Origin of the sequence: Sinomonas cyclohexanicum, from assembly GCF_020886775.1 — a bacterium.
Taxonomy (GTDB): domain Bacteria; phylum Actinomycetota; class Actinomycetes; order Actinomycetales; family Micrococcaceae; genus Sinomonas; species Sinomonas cyclohexanicum.
The window spans coordinates 2,841,883-2,858,416 of record NZ_AP024525.1 but is presented as its reverse complement, the minus strand read 5'-3'; the positions used below and the strand labels follow the sequence as shown (position 1 = coordinate 2,858,416).

Below are 16,534 nucleotides of genomic sequence, written 5' to 3'. Positions count from 1 at the left end.
GCCGCCTCCCGGACACAGTTGCGATCGGCACGCCCGTTCCGGTCCGTGGCTACCTCACGGTATGCCGGCTGGTAATGTTGTGGACAGCACATCGTGCGGACGACCGACTGGAGGGGTAGAGCACATGGCAGCCATGAAACCGCGTACCGGCGATGGGCCGATGGAGGTCACGAAGGAGGGCCGCAGCCTCATCATGCGCGTTCCTCTCGAGGGCGGGGGCCGTCTGGTCGTCGAGCTCAACGCCGAGGAAGCGGTGGAGCTCAAGGAGTGCCTCGTCGGCGTCACGGAATAGGCTGGGCGCCTCCAGCAAGGGCGCAGCAAGGGCCGATCCCACGCGGGGTCGGCCCTTTCGCGTGCTAGCGACGGGAGGCGACGATGAGACCGTCTCCGGTGGGCAGGATCGCCGTGGCGAGGCGCTCGTCCGTGCGCAGGGCGCGATGCAGCTCACGCAGCCTCACGGTCGTGGGCTCGCGGTACGCGGGGTTGGACACGCGGTCGCGGTCGAGTGCGTCGTTGACCACGAGCAGGCCGCCCGGGCGCAGCAGCCGGATGCCCTGCTCGGCGTACAGGAGCGCGCTCGACTTGTCCGCATCGACGAAGACAAGGTCGTACGCGGCGTCGGTGAGCCGGGGGAGCACCGCCGCCGCACGGCCCGGAATGGCCCGTACCCGGTTCGCTGGGACGCCCGCCTCGGCGAAGGCCTCGCGGGCTGCCTTGAGGTGCTCCACGTCGCTGTCGATCGTCGTGAACACGGCCGATGCCGGCAGGCCCCGCAGGATGCACACGCCGGAGACCCCGGCGCCGGCGCCGATCTCGACCGCGGCGTGGGGCTTGGATGACGCCGCGAGAACGGTGAGCACCGCGCCCACCCCGGGGCTCACGGGCGTGACGCCGAGATCGAACGAGCGCTCCCTGGCCCGCTCCAGCACCGCGTCCTCGGACGCGAACGCCTCGGTGTAGGACCAGCTGGTGGACTTCTCGGAGCTCATGGGCCACTTTCGTCTCGCGCGCGGATGTTGGCGGATGGTTAGGGAGCTGATCAAGCCTATCGTTCCAAGGGGGCCAGTCGACCGTGGGCAGCTTGTACGCTGGAGGCGGAACACCGGGCGAACTCCCAGCCGGAACTGGCAGACTGGATTATCCGAGCGGCCCGGCCCCGGCACCCACGGATCCGCCGGCCGCAACGAAGAAGAGCGAAGGCAGGTGCGTGGACGTGTCAGCTGGATCCGCTGCAGCCACCCAGACCCCTCAGGGGACTCCCGACGGCGAGCCCTGGGTCCCGCCAACCTGGGAAGAGGTGGTCACACAGCACTCCGCCAAGGTGTACCGCCTCGCGTACCGGCTCACGGGCAACCAGCACGACGCCGAGGACCTCACCCAGGAGGTCTTCGTCCGGGTGTTCCGCTCCCTCGAGAACTTCAAGCCGGGAACCTTGGACGGCTGGCTCCACCGCATCACCACGAATCTGTTCCTCGACCAGGCCCGGCGCAAGGGCCGCATTCGTTTCGACGCCCTCGCTGAGGACGCGGAGTCGCGGCTGCCGGGCCGCGATCCCGGCCCCGAGCGCAGCTTCGAGATGAACCACCTTGACCTCGACGTCCAGGCGGCGCTCGAGGAACTCCCGCCGGACTTCCGTGCAGCGGTGGTCCTCTGCGACCTCGAGGGCCTCTCCTACGACGAGGTGGCGGATGCGCTCGGGGTCAAGCTCGGCACGGTCCGCAGCCGCATCCACCGCGGCCGTACACTCCTGCGCGAGAAGCTCGCGCACCGCGACCCCCGCCGTGGCGCCGCCAAGAAGCGTCTGGCGCTTCCGCGCGTGGCCCGCGGCACCCGCTGAGAGGGCACTGCATGAGTCTGCCCCGATGGACGAGCCTCCTCCCTGACGAACACCCGGCCTCCGCCGAGCACGTGAGCACGTGCGCCGAGTGCCGCGGCAAGCTGGAGACTGAACGGCGCTACCTCGCGTCGCTGCGCCACGCCGAGGTTCCCCGTGCGAGCCACTCCCTCCACGAGCGGCTCCTCGAGCACACCCAGTACTTGGCCGCCCAGGCGGAGCACGACGAGCGGACACGCCCTCGCGGAGGGGGCCTGGCGCGCGCCGGCCTCGCTGCCGTGGCCGGGGCGGCCGCGTGTGTTGCCGCGCTGGCCGTCACGGCGTACGCGGTTGCTGGGGAGCCCCAGATGCGGCCCACTCCCGGCGGGGGGTCTGCCTCCCTCGTGCGCACCGCGAACGGTTCCGTGGAAGCGGCGCATCCGGCCGTCTCCGCACAGACTGCCTCGACCGGCGAGGACCCGCTCGACCGTCTCGGGCGGGGTCTGCGCATGGTCTTCGGCGCATCGGGACGGCCCTGATGCGTCACGTGCTGATCGAGTCGCCCGCGCTCGCGGGCAGAAGGTAATGTTGCACGCGTGTTCGGAATCAACGGCCCGGAATTCCTGATCCTGCTGGTCATCGGCATCCTCGTGATCGGTCCCCAGCGGCTGCCCGAATACACCCAGAAGCTCACCAACATCGTCAAGGAACTCCGGCGGATGGCCGCGGGCGCCAAGGAGCAGCTCAAGGAGGAGACGGGGGTCGACCTCAACGAGGTCGACTGGCGAAAGTATGATCCGCGCCAATACGACCCGCGCAAGATCATCCGCAACGCGCTGCTCGACGACGAGGCCGCACCCGCGGCTCCCGCTGCCGCGGCCGTCGCGGCTCCCGCGCTTGCGGCCGGAGCCTCCGCCGCGGGACCTTCCGTCGCCGCAACCGCGGTGACGGCCCCAGAGCGCACGGCGGAGCGGCTCGGCGCTGGCGAGCGCGCCCCCTTCGACACCGAGGCCACCTGACCCGCATCTCGAGTACGAGGGCGGGGGGTGTGCGTACCCGAGACGGCTGTGGGCGGGGGTGTGCGTACCCGAGACGGCTGTGGGCGGGGGCATGCGTACCCGAGACGGCTGTGGGCGGGGGTATGCGTACCCGAGACGGGAGCGGTCGGCGGGATCAGGCCCGCGGCGTCACGCCCAGGCTCCGGCCGGCGAGGCCCCGGGGCCGGGCGGCCAGCCTGTCGGCAACTCCGCGCAGCGCCACGGCGGCGGGCGAATCCGGGGCTCCGAGCACGATCGGGACGCCCGCGTCACCGCCTTGGCGCAGGGCGACGTCGAGGGGCACCTGCCCGAGCAGTTCTACCGGGGCGCCGAGCACGGCCGTGAGCCGCTCGGCCACGCGCTGGCCCCGCCGGACCCGAACACCTCCATGACCGTGCCGTCCGGAAGCGTCAGGCCGGACATGTTCTCGATGACCCCGGCGACCTTCTGGCCCGTCTGCGCCGAGACCGATCCGGCGCGCTCCGCGACGTCCGCCGCCGCGGCCTGCGGTGTCGTCACGACGATCAGCTCGGCGTTCGGCAGCAGCTGCGATACCGAGATCGCGATGTCTCCCGTGCCCGGCGGGAGGTCCAGGAACAGCACGTCCAGATCGCCGAAGTAGACGTCGCCGAGGAACTGCTCGAGCGCGCGGTGCAGCATCGGCCCCCGCCACGCGACGGGCTGGTTTCCCTCGACGAACATGCCGATCGAGATGACCTTCACGCCGTGGGCCACGGGCGGGAGGATCATGTCGTCCACCTGGGTGGGGGTTCCGGCGGCCCCGAGGAGCCCGGGGACGGAGAAGCCGTGCACATCCGCGTCGACGATGCCCACGCTCAGGCCGCGTGAGGCGAGCTCGCACGCGAGGTTCACCGTCAGGGAGGACTTCCCCACGCCGCCCTTGCCGCTGGCCACGGCGAAGACCTTGGTCAGGGAGTCGGGGCGGCTGAACGGGATGCCGCGCTCGGGCCGGAGGCGCTCGCGGAGCTCCTGGCGCTGCTGCGGCGTCATGACGTCGAGCTCGACGGCCGCCTCCTCCACCCCGGGAACCGAGGCCAGGGCGGCGCGCACGTCGCCGTCGATCGTCCCGCGGAGGGGACACCCCGCGATGGTGAGCAGCACGCGCACGGTGACCCGGCCGCCGTCGACCGCCACGGATTCGAGCATGCCGAGCTCGTCGATCGGGCGGCGCAGCTCCGGGTCGATGACCCCGTGCAGGGCGGCTCGGACGGCCTCCTCCGAGGCGGGCATGGTGCTCACTCCGCGCCGCCTGCCTCGCGCACGCGCGGGACCTGCTGCGCCTTCGGCGACCGCTGCTTGCGGTCCTTGCGGGGCTTCGGCTCGGGGCGGCTGTCGGCGTCGGGCTCGTCCTGATCGCTCGCGAGGTCCTCGAGCAGGGACCGCAGCTCGGCGCGGACGAAGTCGCGGGTGGCAACCTCGCGCAGCGCGAGGCGCAGGGAGGCGAGCTCGCGGGTCAGGTACTCGGTGTCGGCGAGGCTGCGCTCGTTGCGGGAACGGTCCTGCTCGATCTGGACCCGGTCCCTGTCATCCTGCCGGTTCTGCGCGAGGAGGATGAGGGGGGCGGCGTACGAGGCCTGGAGCGAGAGCAGCAGGGTCAGGAGCGTGTAGTTGAGCGACTTCGGGTCGAACTGCCATTCCTCGGGCCCGAACGTGTTCCAGCCCAGCCAGGCCACACAGAACAGCGTCATGTAGAGGAGGAACCGAGGCGTGCCCATGTACCGGGCGAAGCTCTCGGCGAAGCGGCCGAACGCGTCGGGGTCGGGGCTCAGTCGCGGGATGAGTCTCGTTCGCTGCTCTAGGGGGGTATCCAGACCGGGCAGCTTGCGGGACTCAGCCAAAGCGTCCTCCGAACTTCTTCACGGGCTCGCCGTCCTCGTGCACGCGCCAGTCGTCGGGCAGGAGGTGGTCGAGGAGGTCATCCACGGTCACGGCCCCCACGAGGCGGCCGTCCGCGTTGACCACGGGCAGGGAATTGAGGTTGTACTGCGCCATCACGTGAGCGACATCGCCCAGGGATGCGAGATCCTGGACCGGCTCGAGGTTCTTGTCCACGATCGAGCCGAGCTGCTCCGGCGGCGCGCTGCGCAGCAGCTGCTGGATGTGCACCGTGCCCAGATAGCGGCCCGTGGGGGTCTCCAGCGGCGGGCGGCAGATGAAGATCGCCGAGGCCAGTGCGGGGCTGAGCTCCTCGCGGCGCACATGGGCGAGCGCCTCCGCGACGGTCGCCTCCGGCGGCAGGACCACCGGGACCGGCGTCATGACCGAGCCGGCGGTGCCCTCGTCGTACTGCAGGAGACGGCGGACGTCCTCGGCCTCCTCCGGCTCCATGAGCGCCAGGAGCTCCTCCGCCTTGTCCGCCGGCAGGTCGGCGAGGAGGTCGGCGGCGTCGTCCGGATCCATCTCCTCGAGCACGTCCGCGGCCCGTTCGAGATCAAGCGCGGACAGGATCTCCACCTGGTCATCCTCGGGGAGCTCCTGCAGCACGTCGGCCAGCCGCTCGTCCTGGAGCTCGGCGACGACCTCGAAGCGGCGCTCGTCGCTCATCTCCTGCATCGCGTCGGCGAAGTCTGCGGGCTTGAGGTCCTCGTGGGTCGCGAGGAACTGCGCCGCGCCTCGGGCCTGCCCGGCCGTCTGGCGCGTGTCGTCCCAGTCGACGATCAGCGTCTCGCCCCTCCTCAGGCGCAGCCCGCGGCCGCTCAGGAGTCGGCGCACGAACAGCTTGCTCACGATCCAGTCGCCGTTGCGCTGCTGATCCATTGCGAGGTCCTCGATCGCGGCCTCCGTGCCGTCCTCGACGAGTGTGACATGGCGGTCGAAGACGTCACCCAGCACGAGCTGCTCGGCACCGCGCTGTTCGAAGCGACGCAGGTTGATGAGCCCGGTGGTGATGATCTGCGACTGGTCCATGCTCGTCACGCGCGTCATGGGGACGAAGACGCGGCGCTTCCCGGGCACTTCGACGACGATGCCGACGGCCTGCGGAGGCCGGGTACCGCGGGGGATCACGACGACGTCCCGCAGCCGCCCGACCCGGTCGCCGGCAGGGTCGAACACGTCCAGGCCGAGGAGCCTGGCGATGAAGATGCGGGCGGGGGTCGAACTCACTGCTCTAGGCTACTCCAGCGCAAACTCAACGCTCACTCTCAGCGGAAACACGCGCCCCGCGCCGCAATACGGGTAAGAATAGGGACATGTCCAACATGTTCGGTTCCGCCAAGCCCGCCGACGCGACCCGCGCGCTCCCGGAGGGCGAAACCGTCGGCTCCTACACGTCCTACCTCGATGCGCAGAAGGCCGTGGACTACCTCGCCGACCAGCAGTTCCCCGTGGAGCTCGTCGCGATTGTCGGCAATGACCTCAAGCTCGTGGAGCGCGTGACCGGAAGGCTGAGCTATCCCCGGGTGGCGCTCAACGGTGCCCTGAGCGGTATGTGGTTCGGCCTCTTCGTCGGTGTCCTGCTCTCGTTCTTCACGCCGAACGGCAGCTACTTCTCCATCATCACGTCCGTGCTGATGGGCGCCGCGTTCTTCATGCTGTTCGGCATCGTGACGTATGCGATGCAGCGCGGCAAGCGGGACTTCACGTCGACGAGCCAGGTGATCGCGAGCAACTACGACGTCGTGGTGGGCCATGACGTGGCCCATGAGGCCCGCCGGCTCCTCTCGCAGCTGCCGATGGGGCAGGGCGCCGGGCAGGGCTGGGGGCAGACGCATCACCAGCAGGGCGGCTACAACCAGCCCGGCGGGTACAACCAGCCCGGCGGCCACGGCCAGCCGGGCCAGGACTGGGGCGAGCACCAGCAGGGCGGGTACGGCCAGCCGTGGCAGCCTCCGCAGGAGGCCGAGCCCAAGCGGCCCAGCGGGTGGACCGACCCGTACGGGGTCACCGGCGGCCACGACGCCCAGCAGGGGCAGCCGGTGCCTCCTCCCCAGCAGCCGGAGCGTCCGGCGCACGAGCCGCGGCCCGGGTACCACGACCTCCCTGACGGCCGCCCGCAGTATGGCGTCCGCGTCGAGCCCGACGAGCCGCACCCCTCCGATTCCCGCGACGCCCCGGGCGAGGAGAAGGAGCACGACGACGGGGCCAACCCGGGCGCCTAGCTGGCCCCACACGTGCGGACGCCGCATCAGGATCCATCCTGATGCGGCGTCCGTCTGTCACGCCCGTGTGGGCTGTGAATGCCTGTAGGCCCTAGCGGAGGGAGGCCATCCACGTCTCGACGTCCTCCAGGGTCCGGGGGAGCGCCGAGCTGAGGTTGACGGGGCCCGCGGCGGTCATGAGGATGTCGTCCTCGATCCGCACGCCGATCCCGCGGTACTCCTCGGGGATCGCGAGGTCCTCCGCCTTGAAGTAGAGCCCCGGCTCGATCGTGAAGACCATGCCCGGACGCAGCTCGCCGTCGAGGTACAGCTCGCGGCGGGCCTGGGCGCAGTCGTGCACGTCGAGGCCGAGGTGGTGGCTCGTACCGTGCGGCATCCAGCGGCGGTGCTGCTGGCCCGCGTCGGAGAGCGCCTCGGCCGCGGTGACGGGCAGGATGCCCCACTCCTCGAGGCGGGCGGCGAGGACTTCCATGGCGGCGGCGTGGACCTGGCGGAACCTGACCCCGGGCTTCGCCGAGGCGAAGGCCGCGTCGGCGGCGTCGAGCACCGCCTGGTAGACGCGGCGCTGGACCTCGGAGTAGGTGCCGCTCACCGGGAGGGTGCGGGTCACGTCCGCCGTGTAGAGGGACTCGGCCTCGACGCCCGCGTCCACGAGGATGAGGTCGCCCTCGCGCACGGCGCCGTTGTTGCGGATCCAGTGGAGCACCGTGGCGTTGTTGCCAGCGGCGGCGATGGTCTCGTAGCCGAGGTCGTTGCCCTCTTCGCGTGCCTTGGCGAAGAACACGCCCTCCACGACCCGCTCGCCGCGTGCGTGCGCGACGGCCCGGGGCAGGGCCTTGACGATCTCCTCGAAGCCGGCCGCGGTGGCCGCCACGGCCTCCCGCATCTGCCGGACCTCCCACTCGTCCTTGGTCAGGCGCAGCTCGGAGAGGGCCTCCGCGAGCTGGTCGTCGAGCGCGTCGAACTCGCTCAGGTCGAGGTTCTCGGGGTCCTGGGCGGTGTTGTACCGGGCCGTGTCCACGAGGGCGTCGAGGTTCTCATCGACCTTGCGGACAAGGCGCACCGAGATGCCGCCGATCTGTGGGGCTCCGACCCCCTTCGTGACGGCGACCTCGAGGCCGTCGAGGTGCGCGGTCGGGATTCCGAGCCTCGACTCGAGCTCGGCGAGGGTGGGGCGGGCACCGATCCAGAACTCGCCCGAGCGGGCGTCGGCGTAGAACTGCTCGGTGTCGCGGCCGGCGAGGGGACGGAAGTAGAGCGTGGCGCTGTGGTGGCCGCCGCCCTCGCCCGCGCCGTCGTCGACGGGCTCGAGGACGAGCACGGCGTCGGGCTCGTGGTCCAGCCCGAGACCGGTCAGGTGCGCGAATGCCGAGTGCGGGCGGAAGCGGTAGTCGGTGTCGTTTGAGCGCACCTTGAGCGGGCCGGCCGGGATGATGAGGCGCTCGCCGGGGAACCGGTCGGACACCGCACGACGGCGCCGGGCCGCGAAGTCGGCGACCTCGTCCCTGGCGGGGACGGACGGGTCGGAGGGCGCCCACTGGGACGCCATGAAGGCCTTGAACGCGTCCGATGTGGGGCGCTGCGACCGGTTGTTCACCCGGTCCTCGATGGGCTGCTGCGCGTCTGCGGACTGGCCGGGATCGCCGGCGAGGGGTTCTGAAACACTCACTGTGCCATTCTTCCACCGATCTCCCGCGGGGGCATGGATGTCCAGCGCGCTATCGTGGGGTCGTGAGGATCGATCTGCATGCCCACTCGACCGTCTCGGACGGCACCGAGAGCCCGGCCGAGCTCGTGGCCGCGGCCGTCGAGGCGGGTCTGGATGTCCTCGCCATCACCGACCACGACTCGACCGGCGGCTGGCAGGAAGCCGGCGACGCCGCGCGGGGGCTCGGGCTGACCCTCGTCCCGGGGATGGAGGTCTCGTGCCGCACCCCCGAGGGCATCAGCGTGCACGTGCTCAGCTATCTCCATGACCCGACCCACGCGGGGCTCCTCGAGGAGATCACCAAGGCCAAGGACGCCCGGCTCTCCCGGGCGGAGCACATGGTCTCGCTCCTGGCCGAGGACTACCCGCTCTCGTGGGACGATGTCACCCGGCACGTGGCCCCGGGGGCGACCGTGGGCCGGCCGCACATTGCGGACGCGCTCGTCGCGGCCGGCCTCGTGGGTGACCGCACCGAGGCGTTCGCCACGATCCTGTCCTCGCGGTCGCGGTATTTCGTCCAGCACTACGCGCCGGAGCCCGCGCTCGCCGTCTCGCTCATCCGGTCCGCGGGCGGCGTCCCGGTCTTCGCCCACCCGGTGGCCTCCGCCCGGGGCCGCACGGTCGGGGAGCCCGTCTACCGGGAGATGATCGACGCAGGACTGGCCGGGCTCGAGGTCTTCCACCGGGACAACCCCGAGGACCGGCGGGCGTTCCTGCTCGGCCTGGCTGCCGAGCACGGTCTGTTCGTCACCGGGTCCTCCGACTACCACGGCGCGGGCAAGCCCAACCGCCTCGGTGAGAACCTGACCGAGGAGGACGTCCTCGGCGAGATCGAACGCCAGGGGCGGGGCGCCGCCGTCGTGCGTCCGCAGGCCTGACCGCAGGTCCAGCAGCGGGACCCGCGCCGAGGCTCAGGCGCTGACCACGCGCGCCGAGGGGAGCCGCGCGGCCATCACCTCGACCGCCTGCGGGTTCTCGTCGACGCACACGAACCGACGGCCGAGGCGGTGGGCCACCGCGCCCAGCGTCCCGGAGCCCGCGAAGAAGTCGAGCACCCAGTCGCCCGGCCGGCTCGAGGCCGCGACCATGCGCCGCACGAGCCCCTCGGGCTTCTGCGTCGGGTAACCGGTCTTCTCGCGCCCGGTGGGGGAGACGATCGTGTGCCACCACACGTCCGTGGGCAGCTTGCCCAGCTCGCGCTTCTCCGGGGTGACGAGGCCCGGCGCCATGTACGGCTCGCGGTCCACCTCGTCGGTGTCGAAGTGGTAGGCGGAGGGGTCCTTGACATAGACGAGCACGTTGTCATGCTTGGTGGGCCAGCGGCGCCTGGTCCGCGCGCCGAAGTCGTAGGCCCAGATGATCTCGTTGAGGAAGCATTCCCGCCCGAAGATCGCATCCAGCATGACCTTGGCGTAGTGCACCTCCCGGTAGTCCAGATGCAGGTACAGCGTGCCGTCCCGCGCCAGGAGCCGCCACGCCTCGAGCAGGCGCGGCTCGAGGAAGGCCCAGTAGTCCCCGAACGTGTCGTCGTAGCTGTGCAGGGCGCCCTTGATCGTCTCGTAGCGCTGGCCCGAGAACCCGATGCGGTCGCCCTCGGCGCTGCGCACCATGCTCAGCTCCTGGCGCCGCTGCCGCCGGCCCGTGTTGAACGGCGGGTCGATGTACACCATCGTGAACGCGCCGTCCGGCAGGGCCGGCAGCACCGCGGCGTTGTCCCCGTGGACCACGAGATCCGGGCCGTCGGGGGACCACAGCCCGGACCCACCCATGCTGCCTGTTCTGCTTCCTACTCGGCTTCGGTGCGGGAGACGACCTCGCCGTTGCGGCGGCGAGTGCGCGACCGGCGACGGCGGGCTGCCGCGACTCCGCGGTCCACCGGCGCTCCGTCCTCCGCCTCCACGAGGTGCACGGCGAGCGCGGTCGAGGCGGACTTCGGGGCGCGCTCCTTGGCGTCGCGCTCCTTGCCGCTGGCGTGGGGAGCGGCCTCGCCGGCCTCCTCCACCACGGTCCGGCGGCGCCGGCGGCGGCCCTCGCCGCTCGTCTCGCTGTGGGCGGGACGGTCGGCACGGCCGTGGCCGTGGCCGGACTTGCCCGCGCCCTCGACCCCTTCTGCGGTGCCCGCAGCGGTGTCGGCCGCGTGTGCGGGGGCGGCGCCGTCGTGCGTCTCAGCCTCGGCGTTTCGGCGGCCCTTGCCCCCTCGGCGGGACCTGCCCTCTTCGCGGCCCTCCCGCCGAGCGCCGTCCTCATGGCGCGGGCCCTTCTCGCCCCGACGGGACTTGCCGCCCTGGTGTGCCTTCTTGCCGGGCTCGCCGAGGTCCTCGAGCACCTCGCCCTCGAGGCCCTCGAGCACGCGTTTGTTGCGCGGGAGGCGGCCCTTTGTGCCGGCCGGGATGTCCAAGTCGGTGTACAGGTGCGGAGACGAGGAGTACGTCTCGATGGGCTCGGGGACGTTGAGGCCGAGCGCCTTATTGATGAGGGTCCAGCGGGGGACGTCTTCCCAGTCGACGAACGTCACGGCGGTTCCCTTGTGCCCGGCGCGGCCGGTGCGGCCCACGCGGTGCAGGTAGGCCTTCTCGTCCTCGGGGCACTGGAAGTTGATCACGTGGGTGACGTCCTCGACGTCGATGCCGCGTGCGGCCACGTCGGTCGCGACGAGCACGTCCACCTTGCCGTGGCGGAATGCCCGGAGCGCCTGCTCGCGGGCACCCTGGCCCAGGTCGCCGTGGAGTGCGCCCGCGGCGAAACCGCGGTCGACCAGTTCCTCGGAGAGCCTCGCCGCGGTGCGCTTGGTCTTCGTGAAGATGATGGTGCGGCCCCGGCCCTCAGCCTGGAGGATGCGCGCAACGACCTCACCCTTGTCGAGCTGGTGAGCCCGGTAGATCACCTGGCGGATGTCCTTCTTGGTGATCGAGTCGTCGTTGGGGTCGCTCGCCCGGATGTGGGTGGGCTGGGTCATGTAGCGGCGCGCCATGGCGACGACGGGACCGGGCATCGTGGCCGAGAACAGGAGCGTCTGGCGGACTGCGGGCACCGCGGCCATGAGCGTCTCGACATCGGGCAGGAAGCCGAGGTCCAGCATCTCGTCCGCCTCGTCCAGAACGATCATGCGAACGTTCTTGAGGTTCAGGTGCCGCTGGCGGTGCAGGTCGATGAGGCGGCCCGGCGTGCCGACGACGACCTCGACGCCGCGCTGCAGCGCCTCAATCTGCGGCTCGTACGCGCGGCCGCCGTAGATGACCTCGACGCGCAGCGTGGTGCGCTTGCTCGCGGTCTGCAGGTCCTTGCCCACCTGGATGGCGAGCTCGCGCGTGGGTACGACGACGAGGGCCTGCGGGGCGCCCGGGACGGGGAGCTTCGCGTAGTCCAGGTGCTCGGCCGGGATGGTGCGCTGCAGCGCGGGGATGCCGAAGCCAAGGGTCTTGCCCGTGCCGGTCTTTGCCTGGCCGATGATGTCATGGCCGCCGAGGGCGACGCCGAGCGTCATCGACTGGATCGGGAACGGGTTGAGGATGCCCGCGTCCGCGAGGGACTGGGCGATCTCGGGAGCGACGCCGTAGTCGGAGAACGTCTTGAGGGTCTCCTGGCGCACGGGGGCGTCGTTGGTGATGGTCTCCTGGGTCTCGAGCGTCTCGGTTCCGGAGTCATCGGTCAGCAGTTCGTGGGTGTGGACTTCGTTCACAGGGGGGAAGGTCCCTCTCCATAGGGGCCTGAGCGGGTCTCGCTCGACAGACTGCCATGACCTCGGGCCACGGCGTCTGGAGCGCCGAGCGCGCGCCGGCCATCCAGCGGAAGCCGATCGCGGGCTATCAAAGTGCCGGCGCCTGCCGACGGGTGAAAGGGGATCGCATCAGGACGATCGGGCATCCAATAACCGTCCAAGGATACCGCGTCGCGTTCCATTCCATGGAATTGTGAGCTCCGCCACGCCGTCTCGCAGTGGCTGGGTGTCCGTGGGACGGCGCGCTCGCGCTGGTCTGCCGCGGAACCCCGCTCTTCCGGGGGTTGGCCTCATCGCAGGGGGTGGTAACCGGCGGATGGAACGACGTGAATGCGTCGTTCAGGAGTCCACAGTGCTAGACCGTGGAGGACCGCACCGCTGACGGCGGTGTATCCGAAGTTCCACGAGCGGTTCACGGAATAGTGGCGCCATGCGTGGGCCCTCAGGGCGAGGCGTCGCACCGCGACATCGCGGGAATGGAACGCGTCCGGAAGCATCGCCCCCTCGCGCGTGGCGAAGCACCCGCGGCGCAGCCGAACGAGCTCGCCCGCCGCAATCAGGCGAGCTGCGCGTCGATCGTCAATGCCCAACAGGCGGAGCTCGTGTGGCGTGCACAGTCCTGATGCGAATGGGGGACGTGGGCCGAGCTGCTTCAGGTCGGGCTGTGTCAGCGGTGGTTGGGAAGTCATGGTGCCACCCTGTCGGGGTGCATGGGGATGGGCAACATCAGGTTCCCGCATGTGGGCGACACGCCCGCAGCGAAGGCTGTGGAGGACGAATGGCGGGTCCTTGCAGGCTGCGGGATCGCTGGCACTGGGGCACCTGGCGGGCCGGGAACATACGTCCGTCCCGCCGGATCGCTGCAGGATCGGGGGATCCAACCGGCGGGCGGGCGGTCAACCGGCGGGTGTGCTACCGCCCGGCGGGAGCATCGTAGCCCGGCAAGCGTCGGCTTCGACACGGGCCCATGGGACATCGTCCGCTCACGCCAGCTCGAACAGGACCTTCCGGGCCTTCACATCCGCCCGGACGAGGCGCACCCTCACCCTCGCCCCGGACTCCATTTCACCCTCGCAGCGTCCGGTGACTGGCGGCTCGGACAGCTGGACGGTGCCGAACGGCTGGGGCTGCTGGGTGGGCTGCCCGTTCTGGGAGCTCGAGATTCGGTCCAGCGGCTGGGCGAGCCGCGCGTGGCCGGGGCGCTGTTCGCTGCCCTCGGTGCTCCCGGCCGCGGGCTTGGACCCCGAGATGACCACCGCGTCGAACTCCTGCCCCACGCTGTGCACGAGCATCGCCGCCTCGACGAGCTCGAGGCAGGCCCGCTCGACCCGTGCTGCGAGCTGGTCCGAGGCAGTCATGAGGCCGGGGAGTTCGGGGAGTGCGGCCCGCACCCAGTCGGGGACGTCCGAGTCGCTCGCGATGCTCTCGCACAGGACGAGGACGAACCGGTCCACGAGTCGGCGCAGCGGGGCCGTCGTGTGGGCGTAGGGCGCTGCAATGGCGGCCTGGACGGGATCCGCGGGCACCTCGCCGTCGAACGGCGTGTACGTCGCGCCGCGGAACAGCGCCGCGGCAGCGTGCATGATCGCGAGCTGCCTCGGCTGGGTCGCGTCGAGTGAGCGGAGGTATTCGCCGTATGGTACCGATCCGTCCCACGGGTTCCCGAGGGCCTGCGTCTGGCGCCGGAAGTGCCGCAGCGACTTCTCGTCCGGCGCAGGCATCGTGCGCAGGATGCCGATCTGGGCGTCCACCATGAGCTTGGCCGCCGCCATCCCGGTCATGAGCGAGATCTGCGCGTTCCAGTCCTCGACCGGCCGCTGCGCGGCGATCTCGATCCGGTAGCCGCCGTCGTCCGTCGGCACGATCTCCTGCTCGGGCAGGTTCAGGCTCGCGCCGCCGCGTTTCCGCTCGAGCTCGACCCGCTTGAGGCCGACCTCCTGGAGCAGCATGAGCGGCTCCGCGGCCGTGCCCGCATCGATCTGTTCCTGAACCTGCGCGTAGTCCAGCTTCGCCCGGCTGCGCACCTTCGAGCGGGAGAGCCCGACGTCGACCACCTCGCCGTCCGGGTCGAGGGCGAAGTCCCACACGAATGCGCCGCGCACCTCGTCCGCGAGGAGGCTGCCGGCGTCGTCCGTGATGTCCCGCGGGTGGAGGGGCACCTTCGAATCCGCCGCGTAGATGGTCTGGCCGCGGCGCCGCGTCTCGGCGTCGAGCTCGCCCTCCGGGCGGACGAACGCCGGCACGTCAGCGATCGCGTAGCGCACGCGGTACCCCTCGCCGTCGCGCGCGATGTGGAGGGCCTGGTCGAGGTCCGTGGACGTCGGCGGGTCGATCGTGACGAACTCGACGTCGGTCGCATCCGCGTCCGGCAGCCTGTGCGCGGCGATGGCGGCCTCCGCGTCGGCGAGCGCCGGCCCCGGGTATCCCGACGCGAGCTCGAATTCTTCGCGGAGCGCGGCGAACGCCTCCGTCAGCGCTGTTCCACTGGCCTCGGCGAGCGGCCCCGCCTGCGGGCCGGCGGGCTTCGGGGTGAACAGGGGATGCGCCATGCTCGCCAGCCTAGCCCTCCGGGCCGCGAGCTAGCCCGTGTGGGCCCCGAAACGCCGCGGGTGCGCGGGGAAGACCCCGAGGACCCTCACCTCGGTCGAGAAGAAGGCGAGCTCCTCGAGTGCCCGGGCCAGGGCGGGCTCGTCGGGGTGGCCCTCGACGTCGACCATGAACATCGTGGCCGCGAACCTGCCCTCCACCATGTAGCTCTCGAGCCGGGTCATGTTGACCCCGTTGGTCGCGAATCCGCCGAGCGCCTTGTACAGCGCGGCGGGGATGTTGCGCACACGGAAGACGAAGCTCGTCACGTACTGGTCTGTGCCGGCCTGCGGGTAGGCGCGTGGGGGAGCCAGCACCACGAACCGGGTGGTGTTGTGCTTCTCGTCCTCGATGTCACTGGCGAGGACCGTGAGTCCGTAGCGCTCTGCCGCGAGCGGGGGCGCAATCGAGAGCCTGGTGGGGTCGCCCCACTCGGAGACCTCGCGCGCCGATCCGGCCGTGTCACCCGCGACCACGGGGGTGAGACCGTGGGCCCGGATGAAGCCGCGGCACTGGGCGAGAGCGTGCACGTGGCTGTGCACCTCGCGCGCCCCCTCGATCGTGGCGCCCGGAACGCCCATGAGGGAGAACCGGATGCGCAGGAAGTGCTCGCCGATGATCTGCAGGCTGGTGTCCGGCAGGAGCACGTGGATGTCCGCGACGCGGCCGGCCACCGTGTTGTCGATCGGGATCATCGCGAGATCCGCAGAGCCCGAGGTCACGGCGTTGAATGCGTCCTCGAACGTCGCGCAGGCGAGCGTCTCCACCTCCGGGAAGGCCTCGAGTGCCGCCATGTGGGAGTTGGCGCCGGGCTCGCCCTGGTAGGCGACCGTCGTCATGCGCGGGGTTCGCGTGCGAGCGCCGGGAGCTCCGCGCGGAGGCGGGCTGCGGCGTCGGCGGGATCGTCGGCGTCGGTGACGGCGCGCACGACGACGATCCGGCTCGCCCCCGCCTCGACGGCCTGGGCCACGTTCGAGTGGTCGATGCCGCCGATGGCGAACCAGGGCAGGGGGGCACGTTGGAGCGCGGCGCCGGAGTCGTACGCTGCGCCGCGCGCCTCGCGCTCGCGGCGCGCCGCGTGCTCCACGAGGCCGAGCCCGACGGCGGAGCGTCCCGGCTTGGTCGGCGTGGCCCACAGAGGGCCCGTGCAGAAGTAGTCCAGACGGGCTCCGTCCCTGCCCGCACCGGCGATGGCCGCGTCGACCTGCTCCGGCGAGTGGGTGGAGAGGCCCACGAGCACGGAATCGTCCACGACGCTGCGGATGGCCGGCAGCGGAAGGTCCTTCTGGCCCACATGGAACACGGGGGCTCCGGAGAGCAGGGCGACGTCCGCTCGGTCGTTGACGGCCCACAGCTTGCCGTGCCGCTCGGCCACTGCTCGGAGCACCTGCAGGAGCTCGAGCTCCTCGGCCGCCTCGATCTGCTTGTCCCGCAGCTGGATGATGTCCACGCCGCCGGAGAACGCCGCGTCGAGGAAGTCCTCGAAGTCGCCGCGGTCGCGGCGGGCGTCGGTGCACACGTAAAGCTGGGCGTCGGTGGGGAGCATGGAAC

At 71.2% G+C, this 16,534-nt stretch carries 16 protein-coding genes and 1 pseudogene; 7 read left to right on the top strand and 10 right to left on the bottom strand.

Annotated elements, in window-relative coordinates:
* Positions 1-124 precede the first annotated feature (124 nt).
* Entirely contained in the window at positions 125-292 is a 168-nt protein-coding gene (locus SCMU_RS13530) for a DUF3117 domain-containing protein (RefSeq protein WP_229229651.1), read from the top strand.
* A 64-nt stretch (positions 293-356) separates the two neighbouring features.
* Here SCMU_RS13530 and SCMU_RS13525 read toward each other — a convergent pair whose 3' ends face one another.
* Complete coding sequence (locus tag SCMU_RS13525; RefSeq protein ID WP_229229650.1) at positions 357-989, bottom strand: O-methyltransferase; 633 nt, start codon at positions 987-989, stop codon at positions 357-359.
* A gap of 224 nt (positions 990-1,213) precedes the next feature.
* Here SCMU_RS13525 and sigE point away from each other — a divergent pair, with 224 nt between their 5' ends.
* From sigE to SCMU_RS13510, 3 genes are read left to right on the top strand one after another with little or no spacing between them, the layout of a single operon-like run.
* Positions 1,214-1,837, top strand: a complete 624-nt coding sequence (gene sigE / locus SCMU_RS13520) for an RNA polymerase sigma factor SigE (protein WP_443020323.1) — start codon at positions 1,214-1,216, stop codon at positions 1,835-1,837.
* 11 nt (positions 1,838-1,848) lie between these two features.
* Positions 1,849-2,352 carry a hypothetical protein gene (locus SCMU_RS13515; protein ID WP_229229648.1) on the top strand — a complete coding sequence of 168 codons (504 nt, stop codon included), beginning with the start codon at positions 1,849-1,851 and terminating at the stop codon, positions 2,350-2,352.
* A 57-nt stretch (positions 2,353-2,409) separates the two neighbouring features.
* Positions 2,410-2,832 (top strand): twin-arginine translocase TatA/TatE family subunit, encoded by a 423-nt coding sequence (locus SCMU_RS13510; RefSeq protein ID WP_229229647.1) that lies wholly within the window; start codon positions 2,410-2,412, stop codon positions 2,830-2,832.
* Positions 2,833-2,986: 154 nt separating this feature from the next.
* Here the strand turns inward: SCMU_RS13510 and SCMU_RS13505 are convergent.
* From SCMU_RS13505 to SCMU_RS13495, 3 genes and pseudogenes are all read right to left on the bottom strand, one after another.
* A pseudogene (locus tag SCMU_RS13505) lies at positions 2,987-4,101 on the bottom strand (Mrp/NBP35 family ATP-binding protein).
* Between the two features lie 5 nt (positions 4,102-4,106).
* Entirely contained in the window at positions 4,107-4,709 is a 603-nt protein-coding gene (locus tag SCMU_RS13500) for a DUF1003 domain-containing protein (RefSeq protein ID WP_229229646.1), read from the bottom strand.
* Positions 4,702-5,976, bottom strand: a complete 1,275-nt coding sequence (locus SCMU_RS13495) for a magnesium transporter MgtE N-terminal domain-containing protein (protein ID WP_229229645.1) — start codon at positions 5,974-5,976, stop codon at positions 4,702-4,704. The genes SCMU_RS13500 and SCMU_RS13495 overlap by 8 nt, the downstream gene beginning before the upstream one ends.
* An 86-nt stretch (positions 5,977-6,062) precedes the next feature.
* Here SCMU_RS13495 and SCMU_RS13490 point away from each other — a divergent pair, with 86 nt between their 5' ends.
* A complete protein-coding gene (locus SCMU_RS13490; RefSeq protein ID WP_229229644.1) occupies positions 6,063-6,971 on the top strand; it encodes a YflT domain-containing protein in 909 nt (302 codons plus the stop codon).
* Positions 6,972-7,062: 91 nt separating this feature from the next.
* On the opposite strand, the gene SCMU_RS13485 is transcribed toward SCMU_RS13490, so the two are convergent.
* On the bottom strand, positions 7,063-8,640 hold the full coding sequence (locus SCMU_RS13485) for an aminopeptidase P family protein (protein WP_229229643.1): 1,578 nt from the start codon (positions 8,638-8,640) through the stop codon (positions 7,063-7,065).
* Between the two features lie 62 nt (positions 8,641-8,702).
* On the opposite strand from SCMU_RS13485, the gene SCMU_RS13480 reads away from it, so the two are divergent.
* Entirely contained in the window at positions 8,703-9,557 is an 855-nt protein-coding gene (locus SCMU_RS13480; protein ID WP_229229642.1) for a PHP domain-containing protein, read from the top strand.
* 33 nt (positions 9,558-9,590) lie between these two features.
* Here SCMU_RS13480 and SCMU_RS13475 read toward each other — a convergent pair whose 3' ends face one another.
* Together SCMU_RS13475 and SCMU_RS13470 are read right to left on the bottom strand one after the other, a co-directional pair.
* Positions 9,591-10,448 carry a DNA-methyltransferase gene (locus SCMU_RS13475; RefSeq protein WP_229229641.1) on the bottom strand — a complete coding sequence of 286 codons (858 nt, stop codon included), beginning with the start codon at positions 10,446-10,448 and terminating at the stop codon, positions 9,591-9,593.
* Between the two features lie 17 nt (positions 10,449-10,465).
* Positions 10,466-12,358, bottom strand: a complete 1,893-nt coding sequence (locus tag SCMU_RS13470; protein ID WP_229229640.1) for a DEAD/DEAH box helicase — start codon at positions 12,356-12,358, stop codon at positions 10,466-10,468.
* Between the two features lie 473 nt (positions 12,359-12,831).
* On the opposite strand from SCMU_RS13470, the gene SCMU_RS13465 reads away from it, so the two are divergent.
* The gene (locus SCMU_RS13465; protein ID WP_229229639.1) at positions 12,832-13,020 is read left to right on the top strand and encodes a hypothetical protein; all 189 of its coding nucleotides are present in this window, start codon (positions 12,832-12,834) and stop codon (positions 13,018-13,020) included.
* Positions 13,021-13,380: 360 nt separating this feature from the next.
* Here the strand turns inward: SCMU_RS13465 and SCMU_RS13460 are convergent, their stop codons facing one another.
* The 3 genes from SCMU_RS13460 to thiE are packed head-to-tail and all read right to left on the bottom strand — an operon-like array spanning position 13,381 to position 16,529.
* Complete coding sequence (locus SCMU_RS13460; RefSeq protein ID WP_229229638.1) at positions 13,381-14,946, bottom strand: RNB domain-containing ribonuclease; 1,566 nt, start codon at positions 14,944-14,946, stop codon at positions 13,381-13,383.
* Between the two features lie 30 nt (positions 14,947-14,976).
* A complete protein-coding gene (locus SCMU_RS13455; protein ID WP_229229637.1) occupies positions 14,977-15,822 on the bottom strand; it encodes a prephenate dehydratase in 846 nt (281 codons plus the stop codon).
* On the bottom strand, positions 15,819-16,529 hold the full coding sequence (gene thiE / locus SCMU_RS13450) for a thiamine phosphate synthase (RefSeq protein WP_229229636.1): 711 nt from the start codon (positions 16,527-16,529) through the stop codon (positions 15,819-15,821). Before thiE ends, SCMU_RS13455 begins: the two co-directional genes overlap by 4 nt.
* Positions 16,530-16,534 lie beyond the last annotated feature (5 nt).

Coding starts and splice junctions, on each gene's coding strand:
- SCMU_RS13475 (WP_229229641.1), bottom strand. CDS start 10,448: ATGGGTGGGTCCGGGCTGTGGTCCCCCGACGGCCCGGATCTCGTGGTC.
- SCMU_RS13515 (WP_229229648.1), top strand. CDS start 1,849: ATGAGTCTGCCCCGATGGACGAGCCTCCTCCCTGACGAACACCCGGCC.
- SCMU_RS13525 (WP_229229650.1), bottom strand. CDS start 989: ATGAGCTCCGAGAAGTCCACCAGCTGGTCCTACACCGAGGCGTTCGCG.
- thiE (WP_229229636.1), bottom strand. CDS start 16,529: ATGCTCCCCACCGACGCCCAGCTTTACGTGTGCACCGACGCCCGCCGC.
- SCMU_RS13530 (WP_229229651.1), top strand. CDS start 125: ATGGCAGCCATGAAACCGCGTACCGGCGATGGGCCGATGGAGGTCACG.
- SCMU_RS13460 (WP_229229638.1), bottom strand. CDS start 14,946: ATGGCGCATCCCCTGTTCACCCCGAAGCCCGCCGGCCCGCAGGCGGGG.
- SCMU_RS13490 (WP_229229644.1), top strand. CDS start 6,063: ATGTCCAACATGTTCGGTTCCGCCAAGCCCGCCGACGCGACCCGCGCG.
- SCMU_RS13455 (WP_229229637.1), bottom strand. CDS start 15,822: ATGACGACGGTCGCCTACCAGGGCGAGCCCGGCGCCAACTCCCACATG.